The organism is Streptomyces sp. A18, assembly GCF_059026065.1.
Genome location: NZ_JBWLKL010000001.1, coordinates 106,217 through 131,462 on the forward strand (window position 1 = coordinate 106,217; position 25,246 = coordinate 131,462).

At 68.9% G+C, this 25,246-nt stretch carries 23 protein-coding genes; 9 read left to right on the plus strand and 14 right to left on the minus strand.

All coding sequences use genetic code 11. From position 1 onward, the window contains the following. Nucleotides 1–98: 98 nt before the first annotated feature. The 9 genes from AC5P1C_RS00585 to AC5P1C_RS00625 all read right to left on the minus strand — a co-directional run bounded on the left by AC5P1C_RS00585 (nucleotide 99) and on the right by AC5P1C_RS00625 (nucleotide 8,905). On the minus strand, nucleotides 99–1,484 hold the full coding sequence (locus tag AC5P1C_RS00585; RefSeq protein ID WP_493863620.1) for a nucleobase:cation symporter-2 family protein: 1,386 nt from the start codon (nucleotides 1,482–1,484) through the stop codon (nucleotides 99–101). A 137-nt stretch (nucleotides 1,485–1,621) separates the two neighbouring features. Then, a complete protein-coding gene (locus tag AC5P1C_RS00590; protein WP_493864012.1) occupies nucleotides 1,622–2,980 on the minus strand; it encodes a nucleobase:cation symporter-2 family protein in 1,359 nt (452 codons plus the stop codon). A gap of 353 nt (nucleotides 2,981–3,333) precedes the next feature. Beyond that, entirely contained in the window at nucleotides 3,334–4,722 is a 1,389-nt protein-coding gene (locus tag AC5P1C_RS00595; RefSeq protein WP_493863621.1) for an 8-oxoguanine deaminase, read from the minus strand. A 48-nt stretch (nucleotides 4,723–4,770) separates the two neighbouring features. After that, complete coding sequence (locus AC5P1C_RS00600) at nucleotides 4,771–6,192, minus strand: nucleobase:cation symporter-2 family protein (protein ID WP_493863622.1); 1,422 nt, start codon at nucleotides 6,190–6,192, stop codon at nucleotides 4,771–4,773. 67 nt (nucleotides 6,193–6,259) lie between these two features. Then, on the minus strand, nucleotides 6,260–7,183 hold the full coding sequence (gene pucL / locus AC5P1C_RS00605) for a factor-independent urate hydroxylase (RefSeq protein WP_493863623.1): 924 nt from the start codon (nucleotides 7,181–7,183) through the stop codon (nucleotides 6,260–6,262). 5 nt (nucleotides 7,184–7,188) lie between these two features. Continuing rightward, a complete protein-coding gene (gene uraH, locus AC5P1C_RS00610; RefSeq protein WP_493863624.1) occupies nucleotides 7,189–7,590 on the minus strand; it encodes a hydroxyisourate hydrolase in 402 nt (133 codons plus the stop codon). Then, entirely contained in the window at nucleotides 7,590–8,102 is a 513-nt protein-coding gene (uraD, locus tag AC5P1C_RS00615; protein ID WP_493863625.1) for a 2-oxo-4-hydroxy-4-carboxy-5-ureidoimidazoline decarboxylase, read from the minus strand. The genes uraH and uraD overlap by 1 nt, the downstream gene beginning before the upstream one ends. Nucleotides 8,103–8,279: 177 nt before the next feature. Further along, a complete protein-coding gene (locus tag AC5P1C_RS00620) occupies nucleotides 8,280–8,648 on the minus strand; it encodes a helix-turn-helix domain-containing protein (protein WP_493863626.1) in 369 nt (122 codons plus the stop codon). Then, nucleotides 8,645–8,905 (minus strand): YkoF family thiamine-binding protein, encoded by a 261-nt coding sequence (locus AC5P1C_RS00625; protein WP_249586930.1) that lies wholly within the window; start codon nucleotides 8,903–8,905, stop codon nucleotides 8,645–8,647. Before AC5P1C_RS00625 ends, AC5P1C_RS00620 begins: the two co-directional genes overlap by 4 nt. A gap of 125 nt (nucleotides 8,906–9,030) precedes the next feature. Between AC5P1C_RS00625 and AC5P1C_RS00630 the strand changes: the two genes are divergently transcribed. The 3 genes from AC5P1C_RS00630 to AC5P1C_RS00640 all read left to right on the plus strand — a co-directional run bounded on the left by AC5P1C_RS00630 (nucleotide 9,031) and on the right by AC5P1C_RS00640 (nucleotide 12,480). Beyond that, entirely contained in the window at nucleotides 9,031–9,858 is an 828-nt protein-coding gene (locus AC5P1C_RS00630) for a TIM barrel protein (RefSeq protein ID WP_493863627.1), read from the plus strand. A 72-nt stretch (nucleotides 9,859–9,930) separates the two neighbouring features. Continuing rightward, complete coding sequence (locus AC5P1C_RS00635; protein WP_493863628.1) at nucleotides 9,931–10,821, plus strand: 2-hydroxy-3-oxopropionate reductase; 891 nt, start codon at nucleotides 9,931–9,933, stop codon at nucleotides 10,819–10,821. A 201-nt stretch (nucleotides 10,822–11,022) separates the two neighbouring features. Then, a complete protein-coding gene (locus tag AC5P1C_RS00640; protein WP_493863629.1) occupies nucleotides 11,023–12,480 on the plus strand; it encodes a catalase in 1,458 nt (485 codons plus the stop codon). A gap of 534 nt (nucleotides 12,481–13,014) precedes the next feature. Here the strand turns inward: AC5P1C_RS00640 and AC5P1C_RS00645 are convergent. Both AC5P1C_RS00645 and gcl read right to left on the minus strand, forming a co-directional pair. Next, the gene (locus tag AC5P1C_RS00645) at nucleotides 13,015–13,593 is read right to left on the minus strand and encodes a YdeI/OmpD-associated family protein (RefSeq protein WP_493863630.1); all 579 of its coding nucleotides are present in this window, start codon (nucleotides 13,591–13,593) and stop codon (nucleotides 13,015–13,017) included. Between the two features lie 60 nt (nucleotides 13,594–13,653). Beyond that, the gene (gene gcl / locus AC5P1C_RS00650; protein WP_493863631.1) at nucleotides 13,654–15,441 is read right to left on the minus strand and encodes a glyoxylate carboligase; all 1,788 of its coding nucleotides are present in this window, start codon (nucleotides 15,439–15,441) and stop codon (nucleotides 13,654–13,656) included. 252 nt (nucleotides 15,442–15,693) lie between these two features. Here gcl and AC5P1C_RS00655 point away from each other — a divergent pair, with 252 nt between their 5' ends. From AC5P1C_RS00655 to AC5P1C_RS00665, 3 genes are all read left to right on the plus strand, one after another. Further along, nucleotides 15,694–16,602 (plus strand): protein kinase domain-containing protein, encoded by a 909-nt coding sequence (locus AC5P1C_RS00655; protein ID WP_493863632.1) that lies wholly within the window; start codon nucleotides 15,694–15,696, stop codon nucleotides 16,600–16,602. A 24-nt stretch (nucleotides 16,603–16,626) separates the two neighbouring features. Further along, complete coding sequence (locus AC5P1C_RS00660) at nucleotides 16,627–17,400, plus strand: hypothetical protein (protein ID WP_493863633.1); 774 nt, start codon at nucleotides 16,627–16,629, stop codon at nucleotides 17,398–17,400. Between the two features lie 122 nt (nucleotides 17,401–17,522). Continuing rightward, the gene (locus AC5P1C_RS00665; RefSeq protein ID WP_493863634.1) at nucleotides 17,523–18,065 is read left to right on the plus strand and encodes a GNAT family N-acetyltransferase; all 543 of its coding nucleotides are present in this window, start codon (nucleotides 17,523–17,525) and stop codon (nucleotides 18,063–18,065) included. Here AC5P1C_RS00665 and AC5P1C_RS00670 read toward each other — a convergent pair. Continuing rightward, complete coding sequence (locus AC5P1C_RS00670) at nucleotides 18,043–19,650, minus strand: AMP-binding protein (protein WP_493863635.1); 1,608 nt, start codon at nucleotides 19,648–19,650, stop codon at nucleotides 18,043–18,045. The genes AC5P1C_RS00665 and AC5P1C_RS00670 overlap by 23 nt on opposite strands. A gap of 166 nt (nucleotides 19,651–19,816) precedes the next feature. On the opposite strand from AC5P1C_RS00670, the gene AC5P1C_RS00675 reads away from it, so the two are divergent. Continuing rightward, entirely contained in the window at nucleotides 19,817–19,972 is a 156-nt protein-coding gene (locus AC5P1C_RS00675) for a hypothetical protein (protein WP_493863636.1), read from the plus strand. 513 nt (nucleotides 19,973–20,485) lie between these two features. Here AC5P1C_RS00675 and AC5P1C_RS00680 read toward each other — a convergent pair. Beyond that, complete coding sequence (locus tag AC5P1C_RS00680; protein WP_493863637.1) at nucleotides 20,486–22,228, minus strand: AMP-binding protein; 1,743 nt, start codon at nucleotides 22,226–22,228, stop codon at nucleotides 20,486–20,488. 156 nt (nucleotides 22,229–22,384) lie between these two features. Here AC5P1C_RS00680 and AC5P1C_RS00685 point away from each other — a divergent pair, with 156 nt between their 5' ends. Both AC5P1C_RS00685 and AC5P1C_RS00690 read left to right on the plus strand, forming a co-directional pair. After that, nucleotides 22,385–23,227, plus strand: coding sequence for a helix-turn-helix transcriptional regulator (locus AC5P1C_RS00685; RefSeq protein WP_493863638.1), 843 nt, complete (start codon nucleotides 22,385–22,387; stop codon nucleotides 23,225–23,227). 139 nt (nucleotides 23,228–23,366) lie between these two features. Then, nucleotides 23,367–24,014 (plus strand): LysE family translocator, encoded by a 648-nt coding sequence (locus AC5P1C_RS00690; protein ID WP_493863639.1) that lies wholly within the window; start codon nucleotides 23,367–23,369, stop codon nucleotides 24,012–24,014. 9 nt (nucleotides 24,015–24,023) lie between these two features. Here the strand turns inward: AC5P1C_RS00690 and AC5P1C_RS00695 are convergent, their stop codons facing one another. Further along, nucleotides 24,024–25,184, minus strand: a complete 1,161-nt coding sequence (locus tag AC5P1C_RS00695; protein WP_493863640.1) for a winged helix DNA-binding domain-containing protein — start codon at nucleotides 25,182–25,184, stop codon at nucleotides 24,024–24,026. Nucleotides 25,185–25,246 lie beyond the last annotated feature (62 nt).

Below are 25,246 nucleotides of genomic sequence, written 5' to 3' on the forward strand. Positions count from 1 at the left end.
AGCGCCCCCCGACCCCGGTCTGGCACATATTCGACGTCAATGTGCCGTGGCCAGGGTGATGTCGGATTTCCTCGCGGTGGCCCCGACCGACCCTCGGCTCAGTGGGTGATCGCGGGCTCCGGCTCCGCCGAACTCGCCTTGTCGCCCAGGTGGTTGAAGACCAGGTTCAGGGCCACCGCCAGCAGGCAGCCCGTGGAGATTCCCGATCCGAGGACGATCTGCGCCCAGGCCGGGAACGCGTCGTAGAAGCCGTCCGACAGCGCGGGTGCCAGGCCCGCGCCCAGGGTGACCACGACGATGAGGGCGTTGTCGCCCCGGTGCAGGTCCGCCTGGAGCAGCGTCTGGATGCCGCTGACCGCGATGGAGCCGAAGAGGAAGAGGCTGACTGCCGCCAGGACCGGCATCGGGACCACGGAGATCAGGGCGGCCGCCGCCGGGCTGAGGCCGATCAGGACGAGGATCGCGCCGCTGAGCGCCACCACGAAGCGGCTGCGCACCTTGGAGATGACGACCAGGCCGATGTTCTGCGCGAACGCGCTCGCGTGGAAGGCGTTGAAGAGCGGGCTCAGTGCCGAGCCCAGCGCGTCGGCGCGCAGGCCGCGGGCGATCGTCTTCTCGTCGACCTCCTTGTCGACGATCTTCCCGAGGGCGATCATGTCGGCGGTCGACTCGGTGAGGATCACCAGCATCACGACGCACATCGAGATGATGGCCGGGATGTTGAACTCCGGTGCGCCGAAGTGCAATGGAGAGGGGATGCCCACCAAAGCCGCGTCGCCCAGCTTCGAGAAGTCGGCGAGGCCCATCGGGATCGCGAGCAACGTACCGAAGACCATCGCGAAGAGCATGCTGATCTGCTTGAGGAAGCCGCGCGTGAAGCGCTGGAGCAGCAGCATGACCAGGACCGTTGCGCCCGCCAGGCCTATGCTGGCCGGCTCCGGGGTGCCCGTCGGCGAGTCGTCCACGATCCAGTCGTACGCGACGGGGATGAGGGAGACGCCGATCAGGGTGATGACCGATCCCGTCACCACCGGTGGGAAGAAGCGGACCAGGCGCGAGAAGTAGGAACTGACCAGGAAGCCGAAGATGCTTGAGACGATGATCGCCCCGAAGACGACCGGCATCCCCGCCTCGACACCGCCCTGCGTCGTGAGGATCGTCAGCATCACGCCGACGCCCGCGAACGAGACTCCGTTGACGAAGGGCAGGCGGGAGCCGATGAAGTTGCCTATGCCCAGCGTCTGGAGCAGCGTCGCGATGCCCGCCATCAGGAGGCTGCCGCCCATCAGTACGGCGGTGTCCCCCGGCGACATCTTGGCGGCGACGGCCACGACGAGCGGGACCGAGACCGCGCCCGCGTACATGGAGGCGACGTGCTGGAGGCTTGCGACGAGCATCCGGCCCGGCGGCAGGATCTCGTCGACCGGATGGACCTCCGGAAGAACCTCAGGGGCCGTTTCGGCAGGGCGGGGCTGAGAACTCATGGGTGGCGCTTCTTCCGTGTGCGTGACGCCGGAAGTCGGTCCCGTCCCATGGGAGTTCACGAGGCATGGGGCGGGGCCGACCATCAGTCCGACTGGAAAGTAACTTCCGCGATGCGGGCGGCGTCACGCACGTTACGTCAGTGGGCCCCCGCCGGGGAAGACCCTTCGTGCACCCTCTGTTCAGCGATTTCTCCCCCGGGCTCCATCGGATTGGTCACGTCGTCGTCCTCACCGCGCTTGCCGATGTGGTTGAAGACCAGGTTCAGGAGAACCGCCGCGACACAGCCGGTGGAGATGCCCGAGTCGAGGATGATCTTCGCGGTCTCCGGGAACGCGTGGTAGAACTCCGGCGCCGCGATCGGGATGAGGCCGACGGCCAGCGAGACGGCCACGATCAGGACGTTGTTGTCACGCTCCAGGTTCGCCTTCACCAGCGTCTGGATGCCGCTCGCCGCGACCGAGCCGAAGAGGACGACACCCGCGCCGCCGAGCACCGGACGCGGTACGACGGCGATGAGCGAGGCGGCCATCGGGCACAGGCCCATCAGGACCAGGAAGCCGCCACCCGCGGCGACGACGTACCGGCTGCGGATCTTCGTCATCGCGACCAGGCCGATGTTCTGCGCGAACGCGCTGCACATGAAGCCGTTGAAGAGCGGGCTGATCGCCGAGCCGAGGGTGTCGGCGCGCAGGCCGGCCGCGATGGTCTTCTCGTCGGCGGGGCGCTCCACGATCTCACCGAGAGCGAGCATGTCGGCGGTGGACTCGGTCATCGAGACGACCATCACGACACAGAGGGAGACGATCGCCGCCGCCGCGAACTGCGGGGCGCCGAAGTGGAACGGCGTCGGGAAGCCGACGATGTCCGCGTCACCGACCGGGCTGAAGTCCGTGACACCGAACGGGATCGCGATGACCGTGCCGACGACGAGGCCGAGGAGCACGGCGATCTGCTTGACGAAGCCGGTGGTGAAGCGGCGCAGCAGCAGGACGATCACGAGGGTGATGCCCGCGAGGCCGAGGTTCTTCATCGAGCCGTAGTCATCGGCGCCCGGCACGGGTCCCTGTGCCCAGCCGAAGGCGACCGGCATGAGCGAGATGCCGATGAGCGTGATGACCGTGCCGGTCACCACCGGTGGGAAGAAGCGGACCAGTTTGGAGAAGAAGGGCGCCGCGATGAAGCCGAGGATGCCCGCGACGATGACCGCGCCGAAGATGATCGGGAGCGCGTCGTCCTTGTTGTCGGTCGAGTCGACGACGGCGAGCATGGGCGCGACACCGGCGAAGGTGACGCCGTTGACGAAGGGCAGCCGGGCGCCGATCTTCCAGATGCCGAGCGTCTGGAGGAAGGTGGCGAGGCCGGCGGTGAACAGACACGCGCCGGTCAGGAAGGTGAGTTCCTTCGCGGAGAGGCCGATCGCCGCGCCCACGATGAGCGGCGGGGCGACGACCCCCGCGTACATGGCCGCCACGTGCTGGAGGCCGGTCGTGGCCATCTTGAGCGGGGGGAGCTTCTGGTCGACGGGGTGTATCTCTTGTATGGCGCTCTCGCCGTCGACTTCGGATGGGTCTGGGGTGGTGCCTTGCTTGGTGAACCTGGGCTGAGTGGCCACTGTGGCTCCTCCGGTTGTTTTCCAGTACGGCGGGCTGTGCCGGCACTTTTCGCTTCTGGGAGGTGGTGCGTGGTGCAAGGGCTTGCTCGGTGTGAAGTTGTGGGTGGTGCGCCCAGGTAGTACTGACCGCCCCGGGAACGTGAAGCTTTGGGCCACGTTCCGGGGCGGCACTTGAGCAGCCCGCTCGGCTGCTCAAGTCCGGTCAAGGGCCGTCCCCCCTGACCGGAGTTCTTGGGTCAGGCCTCCGCGGCGATCCGCGCGAGGCGCTGCGCCTCGTCCCGCGCGGAGCGGGCGATGGCGTCCTCGTCGACGTGCAGCAGGCGGCCGTCTTCGACGATCGGCCGGCCGTTGACGAGGGAGAGCGTGACCGGGGCCGCCGCGCCGAAGACGATGGCGGTCACCGGGTCGGCGATCGAGGAGTGCCCGATGCCGTCGATCTTCCAGAGGACCAGGTCGGCGAGCTTGCCCGGCTCGAGCGACCCGATCTGGCTTGCACGGCCCAGGACTTGGGCACCGCCGAAGGTGCCGAGGCGCAGCGCCTGACGGGCGTTCAGGGCGGCTTCACGGTGCGCGCCGAGGCGGTTGATGAGCAGCGCGTTGCGCAGCTCGGTGTGGAGTTCGCCGGACTCGTTGGACGCGGTGCCGTCGACGCCGAGGCCGACCGGGACGCCCGCCTTGAGCATGTCGGGTACGCGGGCGATGCCCGCGGCCAGACGTGCGTTGGAGGACGGGCAGTGCGCGACGCCGGTGCCGGTGCGGGCGAAGGCGGCGATGTCGGAGTCGTTCATGTGGACGCAGTGCGCCATCCACACGTCGTCACCGAGCCAGCCCGTCGACTCGAAGTAGTCGGTCGGACCCATACCGAACAGCTCCTTGCAGAACTGCTCCTCCTCGACGGTCTCACTGCCGTGGGTGTGCAGACGTACACCCTTGGCGCGCGCCAACTCGGCGCCCTGCTTCATGAGTTCGGTCGAGACCGAGAACGGGGAGCAAGGGGCGACGGCGACCTGGGTCATCGCGTCGAAGGATGCGTCGTGGTGCTTGTCGACGGTCGCGGCGGTCGCGGCGAGCGCGCCTTCGAGGGTCTCGACGGCGAAGTCCGGCGGCAGGCCGCCGTCCTTCTCGCTGCGGTCCATGGAGCCGCGGGCCAGGGTGAAGCGGACACCCATGTCGCTCGCGGCGCCGATGATGGCGCCGGACAGGTCGCCCGAGTTCTTCGGGAAGACGTAGTGGTGGTCCATCGCGGTGGTGACACCGCCGCGGGCCATCATGCCGAGCGAGCCCTGGGCCGCCGCCTTCACCATCTGCTCGTCGATACGCGCCCACGTCGGGTAGAGCGCCGTCAGCCACTGGAAGAGGTTGTGGTCGGTGGCCAGGCCACGGGTGATCCACTGGTAGAAGTGGTGGTGGGTGTTGACCAGGCCGGGGGTCACCAGGTGACCGGTCCCGTCCACGCGGCGTACGACGTTGGCCAGGCCCTCGGGGGCCTTACCTGCGCCGATGGACTCGATCTTGTTGCCCGCGACGACGACGTATCCCGATGCGTACTCGGTGTCGTCGGCGTCGACGGTGGCGATCGCACAGTTCTCGATGACGATGCGCTGAAGGTCTGCCGGTGCTGCCATGGTGCTTCTTCCTTCTCTTGATTGTGGCGATGTGGGCACGGCATGACCCTAGGAAGATTTGAGTGCCGCGGCCGCGGGGCTGCGGGTGCCGAGATGGTTGAAGAACAGGTTGAGCAGGACCGCGGTCAGCGCTCCCGCACTGATTCCGGAGCCCAGGACGGTCTGCGCCCAGGCCGGGAATTCGGCGTAGAAGGTGGGCGCGGCGAGCGGGATGATGCCCGCTCCGAGCGCGACGGCCACCAAAATGATGTTGGAGCTGTCGTCGAGGCCCGCCTCGGAGAGCGTACGGATGCCGCTCACGGCGATGGAGCCGAAGAGGACGATGCCCGCGCCGCCGAGGACCGGCATCGGTACGAGGCTGACGACCGCGCCGAGCATCGGGAAGGCGCCGAGCACGATGAGGGCGCCGCCCGCGACGGCCACGACATAGCGGCTGCGGACACGTGTCAGGGAGACGACGCCGACGTTCTGTGCGAACGCGGAGGTCGGGAAGCCGCCGAAGACCGGGCCGACCAGGGTCGCGATGCCGTCGGTGCGCAGGCCGCGGGTGATCGTCTTTCCGTCGCTCTTGCGCTCGCAGATCTCGCCGAGGGCGAGCATGCCGGCCGACGACTCGGTCATCAGGACCAGCATCACGATGCAGAGCGAGAGGATCGCGGCGGGCTGGAACTCCGGGGCGCCGAAGGCGAACGGCGTCGGGAGCGCGGCCACCGGCGCGGACTTGAGGGCGCTGAAGTCGGCCATCCCGAACGGGATCGCGGCGAGCGTACCGATGAACATGCCCAGGAGCAGGGCGACTTGCTTGAGGAAGCCGCGTCCGAACCGCTGGAAGAAGAGGATCACGACGAGCGTGAAGGCGGCGAGCGCGAGGTACTTCATGGCGCCGAAGTCAGCTGCGGTCTTGTCGCCGCCCTGCGCCCAGGTGACGGGCACGGGCATCAGCGTCACGCCGATGAGCGTGATGACGACGCCGGTGACGAGCGGCGGGAAGAAGCGCAGGAGGCGCCCGAAGAAGGGTCCGACGGCGAGGCAGAAAACGCCTGCCACCATCACCGCGCCGTAGATGGCCGGGAGTTGGTGCCCTGTGGCGCTGTTCTCGGCGATGGCGAGGATGGGTGCGATGCCCGCCGACGACGCGGCGTTCACGAAGGGGAGCCGGTTGCCGACGAAGCCCTTGACGCCGAGCGTCTGCAGGATCGTGGCGAGTCCGGCGATCAGCAGGCTCGCCGCGATGAGGCGCGTCTGCGCGACCGCGTCCAGACCGACGGCCTGACCGATGATCAGCGGCGGAGTGACGACGCCCGCGTACATGGCGGCGATGTGCTGGAGCGCGGCGGGGACGAGCCGCGAGGGGTGAAGCTTCTCATCCACCGGGTGACAGTCGGGAGTTGAGTATCCGTCAGCTATGTCTGTCGTCGCCGATGGGGTGGAACACGGGCCTTTCGCCGGCCCCTTTGCAGGCTGTGCCATTGCTGCTGTTCCCTCCGGTGTGGCGCGCCCCCGTCCGCTGCGGACGGACGGGGGCGCGCGTCCCGCGTCAGAGGTTGGTCATGTCGACCGGGATCTTCGGCTGGACCCCGTCCCTGAGAACCGTGGCCTCGATCAGGCCGTAGGGACGGTCCGCCGCGAAGTAGACCTCGTTGTCGTTCTTCAGCCCGAAGGGCTCGAGGTCCACCAGGAAGTGGTGGTTGTTCGGCAGCGAGAAGCGGATCTCGTCGATCTCGCTCCGGCTGTTGATGACGCGCGAACCCATTTGGTAGAGGGTCTGCTGCAGCGAGAGGGAGTACGTCTCGGCGAAGGCCTGCAGGATGTGCTTCTTGGCCTGGTCGTACGACTTCTCCCAGTTGGGCATACGGTCCGCGTCGCTGGTCCAGTTGTAACGCCAGGCGGCGGAGACGTCGGTGCACAGGATGCGGTCGTACGCCTCCTTCAGCGTCGTGTACTTGTCCTTGACGTAGCCCCAGAACTCCGAGTTGGTGGAGTTCATGACCGTGAGGTCCTTGAGCCCGGAGATGATCTCCCAGTTCTCACCGTCGAAGGTGATCTGCGTGGTGCGCAGCTCCTGGCCCTTGCGGGCGAAGGAGTGGTTGACCTCGTCCGAGCCGATGAACCTGGAGTTGTTGTCCGAGGTCGCGATGCGCTCCCAGGAGTACTCCTGGATGCGGATGCGGGCGACCTTGATCGGCTCCTGGGACGTCACGAAGTGGCGGGCCAGGTGGATGCCGAACTGCTCGGCGGACTCGATGCCGTACTCCTTGGCGAACGCGAACACCGTGTTCTTGGTGGTGTCCGTCGGCAGGACGTTGGCGTTCGAGCCGGAGTAGTGGACGTCGTCCATGTCGCCGGAGAGGGCGACCGAGACGTTCAGGTCCTTGATGTGGTGGGTGTCGCCGTCCCGCGTGATCTTGACGACGCGGTTCTCTGCTTTGCCGTACTGGTTCTGGCCGAGAATCGTGGGCATGTCTGCTAGCTCCCTCGGTAAACGGAGTAGCCGAACGGGTTGAGCAGCAGCGGTACGTGATAGTGCTCGCCCGGCGTGACGGCGAACGTGATCGCCACCTCCGGGAAGAACACGTCGCTCGCACCGCTGTCCCTTACGCGGGGGGCGTCCTGCTGCGCCTCGGCTTGCTTCTTCTTGGCGAAGTACTCCTCGACCTCGAAGTCGAGTCGTACGTGGGTGGTGCCCTCCGGCAGCGCCGGCAGGTCCTTGCAACGCCCGTCCGCGTCGGTCGCGGAGCCACCGAGCGCCACCCACTCGGCGTCACGGCCGCTGCGGGCCGTGAGCGAGATGGCGACGCCCTCGGCGGGGCGTCCGACGCTGGTGTCCAGGATGTGCGTGGACACCGAGGCGGTGGTGTCAGTGCTCATCAGTCCTTGTCCTCTTCCACGAGACGGGTCAGCCGGATTCGGTTGATCTTCCCGAGTTCGGAGCGCACGTTCTCGCGCTCCTGCTCGGCGCTGTTGCCGATCCGGGTCTTCACCGCATCGCGCATCTGCTCACCGGTCGCGCCGGTGGCGCAGATCAGAAAGACGTGACCGAACTTCTCCTGGTAGGCCAGGTTCAGTTCGAGCATCTCTTCCTTGAGCTCCTCGGAGGCCCCCGCCATGCCGCGCTGTTCACGCGACGACGTGGGGTCCCCGGGCTTCGGGCGGCCGATCGGCGGGTGCCCGGCCATCGCCTCGGCCAGATCGTCGGCGGTCAGCTCGGCCATGGCGGCGTCACTGGCGGCGAAGAGGGCTTCGACGGTGGGGAAAGGGCGCTGGGAGAGCAGTGTGCTTCCCCAGGCCGATGAGGCGCAGGCCTCGTGGAGGGCGGCGGTGGCCACACTCTCCGGCAAGGCGTTGAACCGGGCAAGGCCCGGCGTCGAGCTCGAAGTCACGGGTGCCTCCGTGGCCATAGGGCCTTGTGCTGGACGGGCTGCGGATAGCTAACGCCAGCCGAAACACCACGTCAACACTTTGTTGAAAACTTCGGGTAACAAAGGCCGCCGTCCGGTTAACGGACGACGGCCATGTGGAGCCCTGTGACCTGGGAGGTCCTGGCGGATCCCGGAAGGTCAGGTGGAGCGGTTCAGGTAGTTGTAGACGGTGAAGCGCGAGACGCCGAGCGCGCCGGCGACCGTCTCCACCCCGTGCCGCACGGCGAAGGCGCCTCGCGCCTCGAGTATCCGTACGACCTCCTGCTTGGCCTTGCGGTCCAGCTCCGACAGGGGCTTCCCGCGCTTGCGCTCCAGGGCGAGCAGGATGTGGTCCAGGGAGTCCGCGAGCTGAGGCAGGCGTACGGCGATCACGTCCTCGCCCTGCCAGGCGAGGACGACGTCGTCGGTGCCCGCCTCGTCGGGGGGCACGATCTCGCCGCCCATGGCGTCCACGAGCGGCTTGACGGCGGCCACGAACGGGCCGTGGTCGTCTCTGGGACCGGTCATTCGATGGCCTCCCCCGACTCTCCGAGCACGTTCACCTGGAGCGAGACGCGCGTGGCGCCCGCCTCCAGGGCCTTGCGCAGCAGCGCGTCGACGGCGGTCAGGACCTCGTCCGCGCCGCCTTCCGCGGTATTGCCGAAGGGGCCGACGTCCACGGCGTCGAGCTCGGCCCCCTGGATGACGTCACGGGCCACCACCGCATGGGCGGGCGCCTCGTCCAGGTCGAAGGGTTCGGTCGTGAACTCCACTCTCAATCGCACGCGCACAACCTACTGCCGCGTGGTGATTTTCCGGCAGCCCCCTCTTGACAAGGGCGGATCCCCAACGGCAATCTTCCATCAGACAGAAATTAACTTCCGCAATACGGAAGGAGCGCGGAAGCCCCATGGGATACTCCGACCAGCGCTTCAATGTGAACCTGTCGATCCTCTTCACGGAACTCCCGCTCCTGGAGCGCCCCGCGGCCGCCGCCGCGGCGGGCTTCACGGCGGTCGAGCTGTGGTGGCCCTGGGTCGACGCCCCCACCCCCGAGCAGTCCGAGCTCGACGCCCTTCGGGCCGCGATCACGGACGCCGGCGTACAGCTGGTGGGCCTGAACTTCTACGCCGGGCAGCTGCCCGGACCGGACCGCGGCGCCCTGTCGATCCCGGGCGAGGAGAGCGAGAAGTTTCGCGCGAACCTCTCGGTCGCGGCGGACTTCGCCGAGTCCCTCGGCTGCAAGGCGCTCAACGCGCTGTACGGCAACCGGATGGAGGGCGTGGACCCCGCCGTCCAGGACGAACTCGCCCTGGAGAACCTGGTGTTGGCGGCCCGTGAGGCCGACCGCGTGGGTGCGGTGCTGCTGATCGAGGCCCTGAACAAGCCGGAGTCCCCGCGCTGCCCGATCGTCAGCGCGGACGCGGCCATCGCCGTGGTGGACAAGGTGAATTCCGCCACCGGTCTCGGTAACGCGAAGTTCCTCATGGACCTGTACCACCTGTCCATGAACGGTGAGGACCTGCCGGCCGTCATCGATCGGTACGTCGCCCAGACCGCGCACGTTCAGATCGCCGACAACCCTGGCCGTGGGGCCCCGGGCACGGGGTCGCTTCCGCTGGAGGAGCTGCTGGATCAGCTCCAGAAGGCGGGATACGAGGGATACGTCGGGCTGGAGTACAAGGCTGGCGACCGTCCCAGCTCTGAATCCTTCGGCTGGCTGCCGACCGGGAACTAGGCCGCCGCTTCGCGGCGGATCTTTCCCGCCCACCCACTCGATTGCCCCGCAGTAAGCAGAAAGGCTCTCACCATGAGCAACCTTCCCAAGATCGCGTGGATCGGACTCGGCATCATGGGGTCCCCCATGTCCGAGAACCTGATCAAGGCTGGTTACTCCGTCACCGGCTTCACCCTCGAGCAGGACAAGCTGGACCGCCTCGCGGCCGCCGGCGGCACCGTCGCCAAGTCCATCGCCGAGGCCGTCAAGGACGCCGACGTCATCGTCACGATGGTGCCCGCCTCTCCGCAGGTCGAGGCCATCGCGTACGGCGAGAACGGCATCCTGGAGAACGCGAAGTCGGGCGCGCTGATCGTCGACATGTCGTCGATCACCCCGCAGACCTCCGTGGACCTGGCCAAGGCCGCCAAGGACAAGGGCATCCGCGTCCTGGACGCTCCCGTGTCGGGTGGCGAGGCCGGTGCCATCGAGGCCGTGCTCTCCATCATGGTCGGCGGCGAGCAGGCCGACTTCGACGAGGCCAAGCCGCTCCTGGACGCCCTCGGCAAGACCATCGTGCTGTGCGGTCCGCACGGCTCGGGTCAGACCGTGAAGGCCGCCAACCAGCTCATCGTCGCCGTGAACATCCAGGCGTGCGCCGAGGCCGTCGTCTTCCTGGAGAAGTCCGGGGTGGACCTGACCGCCGCCCTCGACGTCCTGAACGGGGGGCTCGCGGGCTCGACCGTCCTGACCCGCAAGAAGGACAACTTCCTCAAGCGCGACTTCAAGCCCGGCTTCCGGATCGACCTGCACCACAAGGACATGGGCATCGTCACCGACGCCGCCCGCAATGTCGGTGCCTCGCTCCCGGTCGGCGCCGTGGTCGCCCAGCTCGTCGCCTCGCTGCGCACGCAGGGTGACGGCGGCCTCGACCACTCCGCGCTGCTTCGCGGCGTGGAGCGCCTCTCGGGCGCCGAGCTCTAAGCAGCCGGAAGGCTTCAAGAGCTCAACCGAACTTCCGGGCCGTGGCGGCGCTGACACCTGTCCTGTCGCGCCCAGGCGTCGCCGCGGCCCGGAACCCCAACCTCAACTTCAACAAACTGTTGACGTAGCTGTTCAGGCGTACTTACGCTCACGTCACCTCAGCAGTTCCAGTAGTCCGTACGGAAGGTCAACCTCGCCACCATGTCGAAGCGTGTGCTCACGACCGAGTCCGGCGCCCCCGTCGCCGACAATCAGAACTCAGCCACCGCCGGCGTCGGTGGCCCGCTTCTCCTCCAGGACCAGCACCTCCTCGAGAAGCTCGCCCGCTTCAACCGCGAGCGCATCCCGGAGCGTGTGGTCCACGCGCGCGGTTCCGGTGCGTACGGCTATTTCGAGGTGACCGACGACGTCACCGCGTACACCTCGGCCGACTTCCTGAACACCGTCGGCAAGCGCACCGAGACGTTCCTGCGCTTCTCCACGGTGGCGGACAGCCTCGGCGGCGCGGACGCGGTCCGCGACCCGCGCGGCTTCGCGCTGAAGTTCTACACCGAAGAGGGCAACTACGACCTCGTCGGCAACAACACCCCGGTGTTCTTCATCAAGGACCCGATCAAGTTCCCCGACTTCATCCACTCCCAGAAGCGCGACCCCTTCACGGGCAAGCAGGAGCCGGACAACGTCTGGGACTTCTGGGCGCACGCCCCCGAGGCGACGCACCAGGTGACGTGGCTGATGGGCGACCGCGGCATCCCCGCTTCGTACCGCCACATGAACGGCTACGGCTCGCACACCTACCAGTGGACGAACGAGGCGGGCGAGGCCTTCTTCGTGAAGTACCACTTCAAGACGAACCAGGGCGTACGCAGCCTCTCGTCCGAGCAGGCCGCCGAGCTCGCGGGCAAGGACGCCAACTCGCACCAGACGGACCTGCTTCAGGCCATCGAGCGCGGCGTGAACCCGTCCTGGACGCTGCACGTGCAGATCATGCCCGCGGCGGACGCGGCGGACTACCGCTTCAACCCCTTCGACCTGACGAAGGTGTGGCCGCACAGCGACTACCCGCTGCAGCGCGTGGGCCGCCTGGTCCTGGACCGCAACCCCGACAACGTCTTCGCCGAGGTCGAGCAGGCCGCGTTCTCCCCGAACAACTTCGTTCCGGGCATCGGCCCGTCGCCCGACAAGATGCTGCAGGGCCGCCTGTTCGCGTACGCCGACGCGCACCGCTACCGCCTGGGCGTCAACCACACGCTCCTCGCGGTGAACGCGCCGAAGGCCACCACGGCCGACAACTACGGCCGTGACGGTCTGATGGCGTCCAACGCGTACGGCCGTGACCGCAAGAACTACGAGCCCAACTCGTACGACGGCCCGGTCGAGACCGGCCAGGCCCTCTCCGCCCCGTTGGCCGTCAACGGTCACACGGGCACGCACGAGGCCCCGCTCCACACCAAGGACGACCACTTCTTCCAGGCGGGCGAGCTGTACCGCCTGATGTCGGCCGATGAGCAGGCCCGCCTGGTGGCGAACATCGCCGGCGGCCTCTCGCAGGTCACCCGCGACGACGTCATCGAGAAGAACCTCGCCCACTTCCACGCCGCCGACGCCGAGTACGGCAAGCGCGTCGAGGAAGCCGTCCGCGCCCTGCGCGAGGACTAGAACCCCCCAGCTGCGCCGGAGGATTGACGGGAGGTCAGTTCTCCGGTGCTGCGCCCGCACCATCACGGACCCGGATGAGGGGTGGTCCCGTGGTGTGACCGGGCCGGACGAGGACCGCGGCGGCTCTCGCGAGCCAGTGCGGTGGTTAAGGCGCTGCGATCCCCTTCTCGACCTGAGGGAAGAGGAACCCACAGAGCCATTCGCGGCCGCCGCGGTCCCAGCCGCTTCTTTCGGGCCCCTGGGCCTTGGACCCATATGACTCCGTCCGGCAGCGCGTATGCATGTTCCGCCAGTCGCGCGCGGTCGGACGGCTACAACTTCACATGGCAGTACGGCATTTCAGCAGAGCCAGAGCGCCGAGTACGGACGGTCCCGTACTCGGCGCTCTTTTGTGTCTGCGGGTCCATCGTGGCTTGTCGCGCAGTTCCCCGCGCCCCTTAAAGGGGCTCTCCCCCGGCGGTCGGGCCCTGAAGGGGCGCGGGGAACTGCGCGAGCAACCACGACGCGCCCGCAGGGACAAGCGAGACCTCCGCCTCAACGGACCCTCTCGCCCAACTCCAGCGTCGCCAGCATCCGTTCAAGCCGCGCGGCCCGCGTCTCCGGCGTCTTCGCCGTCATCAGGCGGTGCAGGATCACGTACTGGTCCGACTTGCCGAGGCCGTCAAAGGTCTTGCGAGCCGCCGGGCTCGCCGCGAGCGCCGCCGTCAGGTCGTCCGGGACCGTGGCGTTGCGCTGCGACGCGTAGGCGGCCTCCCAGCGGCCGTCCGCCTTGGCCGCCGCCACCTCCGCGAGGCCCGCCTCGCGCATGCGTCCCGCGGCCGTCAGGGCCTCCACCTTCTCGACGTTCACCTTCGACCAGAGGCCGCGCGGCCGGCGCCGAGTGATCTTCTGCAGGTAGTAGACGTCGTCGTACGACCTGCGCTGGCCGTCGATCCAGCCGTGGCAGAGTGCCGTGTCGATGATCTCCCCCGCCGTCACCGACGGGACGCCCGAGGCCTTCTTGGCGACCAGCAGCCACAGACCGGGGGCGGTGTCGTGGTGCGCGGTCAGCCAGGCATCGAGCTCCGCCCGGCCCTCGCAGGTCATGACCTGCAGCCCTTCCAGCGATTCCATCCGCACACACTAAAGGGGCGGCCCACCCCCCACGGGTGGACCGCCCCTTCAGCCTTGGGGTCAGACCTTCAGCGGCCGGATGGCCGTAGGCGCGTGGCCCGGCTCCGTGGCGATCTCCTCGAACTCCTTGACGTCACTGATGTCCGCCGTGGGGCTCATGGAGATGTTGGTGATGCGCTCCAGGATGGCCTCGACGACGACCGGGACCTGGTGCTCCTGGGCCAGCTTCTTGGCCTGCTCGAAGGCCGCGCCCAGTTCGTTCGGGTCGGTGACGCGGATGGCCTTGCAGCCCAGGCCCTCGGCGACCTTGACGTGGTCGACGCCGTAGACGCCGAGCTCGGGGCTGTTCTGGTTCTCGAACTCCAGGTTCACCTGGAAGTTGATCTCCAGGCCGATCTGGGCCTGGCGGATCAGGCCCAGGTAGGCGTTGTTCACCAGGACGTGGACGTACGGGATGCGGTGCTGGGCGCCGACCGCCAGCTCCTCGATCATGAACTGGAAGTCGTAGTCGCCGGACAGGGCGACGACCGGGGTGTCACGGTCCGCGGTGGCGACACCGAGCGCGGCCGGGATCGTCCAGCCGAGGGGGCCCGCCTGGCCGCAGTTGATCCAGTGGCGCGGCTTGTAGACGTGCAGCATCTGGGCGCCCGCGATCTGCGAGAGGCCGATGGTGGTGACGTACCGCGTGTCCGGGCCGAAGGCCTTGTTCATCTCTTCGTAGACGCGCTGCGGCTTCATGGGGATGTTGTCGAAGTGCGTGCGACGCTGCAGGGTCTCCTTGCGCTCCAGGTGGGATGCGACCCACGCGGAGCGGTCGGGGAGCTTGCCGGCGGCCTTGAGCTCCTTGGCCACCTCGACGAAGAGCTCCAGGGCGACCTTGGCGTCGGAGGCGATCCCGTAGTCCGGCGCGAAGATCTTGCCGATCTGGGTCGGCTCGATGTCGACGTGCACGAACTTGCGGCCCTGGGTGTACACGTCCAGCTTGTACCCGGTGTGACGGTTGGCCCAGCGGTTGCCGATGCCCAGGACGAAGTCCGACTCCAGGAACGTCGCGTTGCCGTAGCGGTGGCCGGTCTGCTGGCCGACCATGCCCGCGTTCAGGTCGTGGTCGTCGGGGATCGTGCCCCAGCCCATCAGGGTCGGGACGACCGGAGTGTTGGTGATCTCGGCGAACTCGACCAGGAGGTCGGAGGCGTCGGCGTTGATGATGCCGCCGCCGGCGACGATCAGCGGGCGCTCGGACTCGACCAGGAAGGTGATGGCCTTCTCGATCTGCGCGCGGGTCGCGGTCGGCTTGTAGACCGGCAGCGGCTCGTACGTCTCCGGGTCGAAGTCGATCTCGGTCTGCTGGACGTCGATCGGCAGGTCGATGAGAACCGGACCGGGACGGCCCGAGCGCATCAGGTGGAACGCCTGCTGGAAGACGCCGGGCACCTGCGCGGCCTCCAGGACGGTGACGGCCATCTTCGTGACCGGCGTGGCGATCGTCGCGATGTCGACGGCCTGGAAGTCCTCCTTGTGGAGCAGGTGCGTCGGCGCCTGGCCCGTGATGCAGAGGATCGGGATGGAGTCACCGGTCGCGGAGTACAGACCGGTGATCATGTCAGTGCCCGCGGGGCCCGACGTACCGATGCAGACGCCGATGTTGCCGGGGTTGGCGCGGGTGTAGCCCTCGGCCATGTGCGAGGCGCCCTCGACGTGCCGGGCGAGCGTGTGGTCGATGCCCCCGCCCTGCTGGAGCGCCTTGTAGAAGGGGTTGATCGCGGCGCCCGGAACACCGAACGCGTTGACGACGCCTTCGCGCTTGAGGATCTCAACTGCCGCGCGGGCAGCGGTCATACGAGCCATGGGGTTCTCCTGCTTCGACAACGGCTTCGGCGGCCTCACGGCCGACGAATACGGCTGGCGGTTTCGGCTCCCGTCGCGCCCCGCGGTGAGCTTCTGTTTCCGCATTGTGGAAATTATGTTCTGCTATATGGAAGCAATGTAAGTGGGCCCAGTGGAGACCGTCAAGAGACGTCCGGGAACCGGGCTGCCCGAAGGCCGCGTCCCAGTCGTTGAATTCGCATTGAGTTCGGGCCACATCTCGGGGGGTCGCGCGTGGCCAGTTCACGGGACGCGTCGCCCGCCGGGCACGGATGGCAGGACCCGCGGAGGTACGGCCGCTGGACGGCCGGGCCCCTGCTCGGGCAGGGAAGCATCGGCCGGGTCTTCCTCGCGCACGACGGAACGGGACGCGCCGCCGCCCTGCGGGTGGTGCACGCCTCGCTCGCCCGTGACCAGGAGTTCCGCGCGCGCCTCGCCCGCGAGACGCGCGCGCTGGGCGCGGTGCGGGGACGCCGCGTAGCCACCCTCGTCGACGCCGATCCGCACGGGGCGGTGCCCTGGCTCGCCACGGAGTACGTCCGCGGGCCGACGCTCACCACGCGGGTAAGGGATCTCGACGGGCCACTGGGTACGAGTGACCTGCGCGCCTTGGCGAACGCGCTCGCCGGAGCCCTGAACGACATCCACCGGGCCGGGCTCGTGCACGGCGCCCTCCGGCCCTCGAACGTGCTCCTGTCGGCGGACGGCCCCCGCGTCGTCGACTTCGGCACGGCGTGGTGCGCGGAACAGGCCGGCTACAGGGGAGGCCCCGACTGCACGGCCTACACGGCGCCCGAGTCGCGGGCGGGGGCGCGCGGCGAGGCCAAGCCGCCGTCGGACGTCTTCTCGCTCGGCGCGGTCATCGCCTTCGCGGCGGCGGGGCGCGCTCCCTTCGATGCCGCAGGCGTGGGCCCGGACCTGACGGACGTTCCGCGGGAGCTGCTGCCCCTCGTCACCGCCTGCCTCGCCGGGCACCCCACGGCCAGGCCCGCCCCACGCACGGTCGCCCGCATGGCGGGCCTCCCGCTGCCCGGCAGCCGCCGCCGTTCCCTGACTCTTGCGGGCACGCTGCTCTTGGCTCAACTTGCTGCCGCGGCAAGCCCACTTGGTGGACGATGGACGTCACGAACCGGCGAACGGTGACGGATACGGTGACGGGTGAGGGTGATGACGGACAGCGGCGTTCCGGTACGGTGCCCGGTCTGCCGGCGCGACCATGTGTACGCCGCTCCCTCCTACCCCTGCGCGTGCGGCGCCCCCGTGACCCCGCCGGTGGCACGCGGCGCGACGGTGACGCCGGTGACGGACCGGACGTGGGTCGACGAGTGGGTGACCGTGCGGTGCCGGATGTGCGGACGCCGGGACCAGTGGCCGCAGCCCGAGCTGGGGTGCGGGTGCGGGGCGGTGCTGCGCATACCGGTGCGCGCGGTGCAGGCACCTTCGACGACGCCTCCGGCCGCCCCGTCCGGCCCGTCGAGTCCGTCCGGCCCGTCGACTCCGACCGGCCCGTCGACTCCGACCGGCCCGTCGCACATCCCGCTGCCCCGGACGGCTCCGACGCCTCGGCCCGCCTTCCAGCCGGTGCCGGTGCGGACGGCGCGGGACGCGGTGACGGTGGCGGCGCTGTACCTGCGGTGGCTCGGGTACGGGGAGATCCGCGGGGCTGTCAAGCGGGCGCCTTCCGGGGTGCGGGTGGCGGCGCGGGGCGTGATCGCGCTGATCGAGCCGTCCGTACAACCGTCGTCGCTTCGGGACGTGGAGTGCGTGTGGCTCAGCGCGATGGCCGAGTCCGTGGGCTGCGTCTGCTTCTCCCTCGCGGGCTACGAGGAGGCGGCCCGCGCACGGGCGGACGCGCTGTCCATCCCGCTGTTCGTCATCGACCTCACGGGTACGCCGCAGCCGGTGAACGGCGCGGCGGAGGAGCTGATCGCCGCGGGGTGATCGGTGGATGGGGTGATCGGTGGATGGGGTGATCCTTGGGTGGGGTAATCGGTGGATGCGGTGATCGGTGGATGGGCGGAAAATCCGGCAGCCGCTGACCGAGAGCCAGGCATACTCACGAGATGCGCATCCGCCGAGCCACCCGCGCCGACCTCCCCACCCTCCAAGCCATCGAACGCGCCGCAGGCGAACCCTTCCGAGCCATCGGCATGGCAGCGATCGCCGAAGACGAGCCCCCCAGCATCGAGGTCCTGGAAGGCTTCCGCAGCGCGGGCGGAGCCTGGGTGGCAATGGCGCCCCAGGCCGGCGAAAGCAGGGACGGGACCCCGCAGGCGTACCTGCTCACCGAACCCGTGGACGCGGCGGAACACATCGAGCAGATCTCCGTGCACCCCCGAGCGGCGCGCCACCGCATCGGCCAGGCACTGATCGAGCACGCGGCCGACCGCGCCCGCGAAGCGGGCAGGGAAGCCCTCACCCTGACCACCTTCGCGGATGTCCCCTGGAACGCCCCGTACTACGCCCGCATCGGATTCCGCGTGCTCGGCGAGGCCGAACTCACCCTGGGGCTACGGAAGATCCGCGCCCACGAGTCCGAGCTCGGTCTCGACCGCTGGCCACGCGTGGCCATGCGCCGCGAGCTCAAGCCCCGTACCGCTCCCTGAGCTCGATCTTCCGCACCTTCCCGGACACCGTCATGGGGAAGCTCTCCAGGATCCGCAGCCCGGCGGGGATCTTGTAGTGCGCCAACTGCCCCTCGCAGAAGGCCCGCAGCTCCTCCGTCGTCAGCGGATCCTCCGCGTCCCGCAGGATCACGCAGGCGAGCGGAACCTCCCCGTAGCGCTCGTCGGGGACGCCCACCACCTGGACGTCGGCGATCTTCGGATGGCCGTACAGAAACTCCTCGATCTCCCGCGGATAGATGTTCTCGCCACCCCGGATGATCATGTCCTTGATGCGGCCGACGATCTGGACGTACCCGTCCTCCCTCATCACCGCCAGGTCCCCGGTGTGCATCCACCGCCCGGCGTCGATCACCTCGGCCGTCCGCTCGGGCTCGTTCCAGTAGCCGAGCATCACGCTGTAGCCGCGCGTACACAGCTCGCCGGACGCGCCGCGCGGCAGCGTCACTCCGCTGACCGGGTCGACCACCTTCACCTCGATGTGCGGCAGCACGCGACCCACCGTGCCCGTCCGCCGCTCCAGGTCGTCCGTGCGGCGGGTCTGCGTCGAGACCGGGGAGGTCTCCGTCATGCCGTAACAGATGGAGACCTCCTCCATGTGCATCTCGGCGACCACGCGCTTCATGACCTCGACCGGGCAGGGCGAGCCCGCCATGATGCCGGTGCGCAGCGAACTCAGGTCGTACGTCGCGAAGTCGGAGAGGTTCAGCTCCGCGATGAACATCGTCGGTACGCCGTACAGCGAGGTACAGCGCTCGCGCTCCACCGCGTGCAGCGTGGCGACCGGATCGAAGGACGGCGCCGGGATGACGATGCAGGCGCCATGGGATGTGGCACCAAGATTACCCATGACCATCCCGAAGCAGTGGTAGAAGGGCACGGGGAGGCACACCCGGTCCTGCTCCGTGTAGCCGACCGTACGACCCACCCAGTAGCCGTTGTTGAGGATGTTGTGGTGGGAGAGCGTGGCCCCCTTGGGGAAGCCGGTCGTGCCGGAGGTGTACTGGATGTTGACCGGGTCATCACCGCTCAACTCGGCTTCGCGCGCGGCGAGTTGCTCGACCGTGGCGGCGGCGGACGCATACAGGAGCTCGTCCCACGACCCGTCCCCGATGTAGTGGACGGACCGCAGATCGGGACAACTGGACCGCACTTGTTCCACCAACGCCCGGTAGTCGCTGGTCTTGTGCGACTGCGAGGCGACGAGAACACTCACCCCGGCCTGCTTGAGCACGTACTCCAACTCATGCGCACGATAAGCCGGGTTGATGTTCACCATGACCGCGCCGATCCGCGCGGTGGCGTACTGCACGAGCACCCACTCGGCACAGTTCACCGCCCAGATGCCGACACGATCCCCCTTGGCGACCCCGACCCCAAGGAACCCCCGCGCCAACTGCTCGACGGCGGCACCGAATTCGGCGTACGTCCAGCGCGTCCCGGCCGCCACGTCCACCAGAGCGTCCCGCTCGGGCCAGGCCTCGATCGCCCGGTCGAGATTGCGCCCGATGGTGTCACCGAGCAGCGGTGTCTCACTGACACCGTGGGCATACGACAGTTCGCTCACCGGAAGTCCTCCTCGCGCGGCTCGCCATCCAGCCCGAACGGGCGGAGACGGAGGTCACTCCGAGCACACCCCACGCGGGCCTTGTGACGCACGGCAGCAAGTGTGACCCGGGGGTCTGCGCTTCGTCGACCCTTGCGCGCCTGAAGGGAGGCGAGAGCCGTCGGCCGTGCAGCAGCCGTTCGGCTCGGAGCCGAAGGTGATCCTGGCCAACCCGCTCGCCAAGCGCGCGTGGTCGAGGCGGACGGGCTGCGCGAGTCGCTCTCCTATTGCCCGGTTCGCGACCAAACTGGACCCGCCGCTCGTGGAGTTCACCGTCTGGTGATCGGCGCCTGCATCGTCATCCTGGCCACTAGCGCCCTTGTCTCCTTGATCCTTCTGGATGCGACGACAGCCAGTGAGATCAACTAGGCGCTTGACCGTACGAGGGCGACCGGATGACGAGAACGCGGCCTTGGCCAATCCAGCCAGGCCGCGTTCCGGCGTGCGCGTCGCAGGCTGAGCTAGGGGCCCTTGCACGAGCCGTGTTCCGGTTCTACCGGGCTGCCCTCGTCGGGGGTCAGAGCTCCGCGATTGAAGGAAACGGCGTTGTCCGAGGTGGCGGGCGTGACGCGGCAAGCGAGTGCCTCACCGCGTCGACGGACCGCATGGGCACGCCCCGGTCGCACCGCGCCCAGAACCTCCCCCGGTTCCGACCGCCCCACGGCCGGCCCGGCACCCCCGCGACGCCGACGGGAACCAGCAACCAGCGCGCCCACCGGCAAGCCGCACGCACATACGTCAGCCAGAGCCCGCCCCGAAAGCGCAATGACCTTGGGCGACCCTGCTCTGAAAGAAATCAGCGCTTGCCGCGCTCCAGCCACTCATCCGCCGCCCCCGACGCCGTCCGCTCCCGCAGGTCGACCCGTCGGATCTTGCCCGAGATGGTCTTGGGCAGCTCCTCCGTGAATTCGATGCGCCGGATGCGCTTATAGGGAGCCAGCACCGATCGCGTGTACTCGAAGATCGCCTCTGCCGTTTCCTCGCCCGGCGCCCAGCCCTTCGCCAGCACGACGTACGCCTTCGGAACGGCCAGCCGCAGCTCGTCCGGCGCGGGCACCACCGCGGCCTCTACCACTGCCTCGTGCTCCAGCAGCGCGCTCTCCAGCTCGAAAGGGGACACCTTGTAGTCGGAGGACTTGAAGACGTCATCACTCCGACCCACATACGTGAGGTACCCCTCGGCGTCGAGCGAACCGATGTCGCCCGTGCGGTAGTAGCCGTCCGCCATCGCCTCGGCGGTGCGCTGCGCGTCGCCGTGGTAGCCGGTCATCAGGCCGACCGGCCGCTTAGAGAGGTCCAGGGAGATTTCACCCTCCGCCGCTCCCGGCTCGCCCGTGACCGGGTCCAGGAGCGTGACCCGGTAGCCGGGGCTCGGGCGGCCCATCGAGCCGGGGGTCAGGCGCTGGCCAGGGGAGTTGGACACCTGGACCGCGGTCTCCGTCTGGCCGAAGCCGTCCCGGATCGTCACGCCCCAGGCGCGGTTCACCGCCTCGATCACCTCGGGGTTCAGCGGCTCACCTGCCGCCACGATCTCCCTTGGTGGCGTACGCAGTTGGCCCAGGTCCGCCTGGATCAACATCCGCCATACCGTCGGCGGCGCACAGAAGCTGGTGACACCCACGCGGTCCATCTCCGCCATCAGGCTGCCCGCGTCGAAGCGCGTGTAGTTGTAGATGAAGACCGTCGCCTCCGCGTTCCACGGTGCGAAGAGGTTCGACCACGCGTGTTTGGCCCAGCCGGGAGATGAGATGTTCAGGTGGACGTCGCCGGGCTTGAGGCCGATCCAGTACATCGTTGCCAAGTGGCCCACCGGGTACGACACATGGGTGTGCTCCACCAGCTTCGGCTGCGACGTCGTGCCCGAGGTGAAGTACAGCATCAACGGGTCGTCGGCCTCTGTGGGGCCGTCCGGCTCGAAGTCTTGCGCGGCCGATGCCGTGTCCGCGTACGCCAGCCAGTCCTCACCCGGGGAGTCCTCACCCGGGGAGTCCTGGCCCGGGGAGTCCTGGCCCGAGGGGCCGGAGCCCTCACCCACCACAATCCTTGTGTACGTGCCGGGAACGCCCTCGAACTTCCCTACATCCTCCCCACGCGTGATCACATGCCGCGCCCTGCCCCGCTCGATCCGGTCCCGCAGATCCACCGTCCCGAGCAGCGGCGTCGCCGGGATCATCACCGCGCGCAGCTTCATCGCCGCGAGCGCCGTCTCCCACAGCTCCACCTGATTGCCGAGCATCACCAGGATCCGGTCGCCCGCCTCGACGCCCTGCGCGCGCAGCCAGTTGGCCACCTGGTTCGAGCGCACCGACAGTTCCGCGTAGCTGAACCGCTCCTCTCCCCCGCCCTCCTCGGCGATATGGAGCGCCGTGCGGTCATTGTCCTCGGCGATCGCGTCGAACCAGTCCAGCGCCCAGTTGAACCGCTCGAACCGAGGCCAGCTGAAACCCGCGTACGCAGCCTCGTAGTCCTCCCGATGCCGCAGCAGGAAGTCCCGAGCCGTGCGGAACTGTTCCGTGCCGCTGGTGCCCGTCGTCGTCATTGCGCTCTCCTCGTCGCCGGTCCGATACCCGGATACCCGGCACCTTCGCCGGGCTCTTCGCCGGAGTCATTGCCGGACGCTACGTAACATCGTGTAATTCGTGATGCGGTCTCACCACCCCCGGACGGGGGTGTCCCGAAGTGAAAGGTCTTGCGCGTGGCGGCTGACGGAGGCGAGGCGGTCGAGATGCGGGCCGCGCTGGTGCGGCTGCGGCGCGGCACGGGTCTGCCGGTGGCCTTCGGGGGCCTCGTCGAGGGGCAGCAGCGGCAGGTGCGCATCGGCGAGCTGACGGGCACGGGGACGCGTGCGCTGTCCGGGCTCGCGGTGTCGTCCGGTAACGGTCTCGGCGGCAAGGCGGTCGCCCTCTCGCGCCCCTGCGCGGTCACCGATTACCACGACTCGCGCCACATCAGCCATGAGTACGACTCCGCGGTGGCCGCGGAGGGCCTGCGCTCGGTGCTCGCGGTGCCGGTGGTGGTACGGCGCAGGGTACGGGGCGTTCTGTACGGGGCCCTGCGCTCGGCCCAGCCGCTGGGCGACCGGACGCTGTCGGCTGCGGTGGCGGCTGCGCGGGACGTGGAGCAGGCCCTTGTCGTACGTGACGAGGTGCACGAGCTCCTCGTGGCTGCGCGGGAGCCGCAGTCGTCGGACGCGGGGCCGTCCTGGGAACAGGTCCGCGAGGCGCACAGCGCGCTGCGGGGCCTCGCCCCGCGGATCTCCGAGCCCGCCTTGCGGGCGGAAATACTGGCGGTGTGCGGCCGGTTGGCCTCGGCGGCCACGCTGCCGCCGGGACGGGAGCATTCGGTGTCCCTCGCGCCGCGCGAGGTGGACGTCCTGGCGTGCGTGGCCGGGGGCGTGACGAACGCGGTGGCGGCGGAGCGGCTCGGGCTGCGGCCGGAGACGGTGAAGGGGTATCTGCGGTCGGCGATGCGGAAGTTGGGGGCGCACACGAGGCTGGAGGCGGTGGTTGCGGCGCGGAGGGCGGGGCTGCTGCCGTGAGCCCTCGGAGCCACTGTTCGAAGACGGGCGCCTTACGCGGCGACCTCAACTAACGCGGCGACCTCAACTAACGTAGCGACGGCGCCTTACGCGGCGACGGCAACGCCGGATTGAATGGGCCGCGGAGGAGGTGATGGGCATGGTGTCCATGGACCGTGTTCTCGCTTTCGCGGCGATGTCCCTGCTGGTGATCGTGATCCCGGGACCGAGCGTCCTGTTCGTGATCGGCCGGGCTCTGGCCCATGGCCGGCGTACCGCCGTGGCGACGGCGCTCGGCAACGTCCTCGGGTCGTACGTCCTGGTCGTCACGGTCGCGTTCGGCGTCGGATCGCTCGTCGAGCGGTCGGCCGCGGTGTTCATGGCGGTGAAGCTCGCGGGCGCCGCCTACCTGGTCTTCCTCGGTGTGCAGGCCTTTCGGCACCGCAAGGAGATGCGGGCCCAGTCAATGGGAACGGCGTCATCCTCGGAAGCACGCACCGACCTGCGCACGTTCATGGACGGCGCGCTCGTCGGCGTGACGAACCCGAAGGGCATCGTGTTCTTCGCGGCGGTGCTGCCCCAGTTCGTCGACCACTCGGCGGGTCATCTGCCCGCGCAGATGCTGCTCCTCGGTCTTGTCCCGATCAGCATCGGCCTCGTCACGGACACCCTGTGGGGGCTGACCGCGTCCGCGGCCCGTACGTGGTTCGCGCGCTCGGAGCGGCGCCTTTCGATGATCGGCGGCGCCGGGGGCGTCACGATGATCGGGCTCGGCGTGACGGTGGCGGCGACGGGCCGGGCGGACTGAGCAGGCGGCTCAGCGCTCGATGACCGGGCCGAAGCGGATGTCGTACGTGGTGGCGCGGTGCAAGGGTCCGGTCATCAACTGCTCGGCATCATCGGTGAGTTCGCGCCGCTGCGCCTTGGTGAGGGTGCCGAAGGGCTCGATGGTGAGGACGGGAGCGGGGTCGCTCTCCTCCACGCGCCAGACGCCCGCCAGGAACCCGTCGACCAGGAAGACGTTGTAGGCGATGTTCCCCTTCCACGTACGGCCCTTGTACTCGGGCGGCACGATCCGGCTCCGGTCGGCGTGCGACAGCAGGAGGTTGTCGAACTCGGGCAGGAAGCGCGCCGGAGCCGGGGTGTCCGCGTCGGGGCGTGGCGCGTCGGGGAGGTCGAAGAGCTCGACGCCGTTCTCGTCACGGAACGTACGCAGTTGGGGCCGGAGCCGCTCGAAGGTGTCCCGCAGCCGCGTCAGCCCGGCCCAGGTCTGCATGTCCTTGACGGATGCGGGCCCGAAGGCGGCGAGGTAGCGCAGAACGGTGGCGTCGGGCGCGGGCGCCGGCTGGCTCGGGCGGCCGAGCCAGTGCTCGACGGTGGTGAGCGCGACCTGCCCACTGCGCCGCCACAGGCCGCGCGGGGTGACCTGGACCAGTGGCAGCAAGCAGCGGGCGGCGACGGCGAGCGACTGCGGGTCGGCGTCGGGCCAGCGGGGCAGCAGGGCCTCCCGCAGCTGCTTCATGGTCCGTGGCTCGTCCTCGACGGCGGCACGGGCGATCGACGCGAGCTCCTCCAGGTCGACGCCGGTCAACCCCTTGCGGAAGGTGTTCAGCTCACGGCTGCGCGCGGCCTGCACGAGCGGGCGCAGGGAGAGGGCGTCGTCGGCGGTGTGCAGGTGGATGGTGGAGCGCATGGTGACGATGCGTACGAGGTCGCGCGAGGCAAGGCGCCCGGACAGGCCCTCCGGGTCGAACCCTTCGAGCCGGGCGGCGAGCGCGTAGTAGGGCGGTTTCACGTTCTGCGCCTGGAGGCCGAGGAGGTGGGCGACGGCGGCATCGACGGAGAGGTCGGTCGAGCGGCACAGGAGGAGTTGGCGTTCGAGGGTGGCGCGGTTGAGGGCGCGGGTGCTGAGAACGGGGCCGGTGGCATCGGCGGGGGCGCTGGCGGTGTTCGGCTGGGTGCCCGACTTCGTCGTCATGCTCCGCACGCTAGCGGGGCTTGCGGACACGTGCTGTCCGCAAGGACATCGAAGGGGCGAAG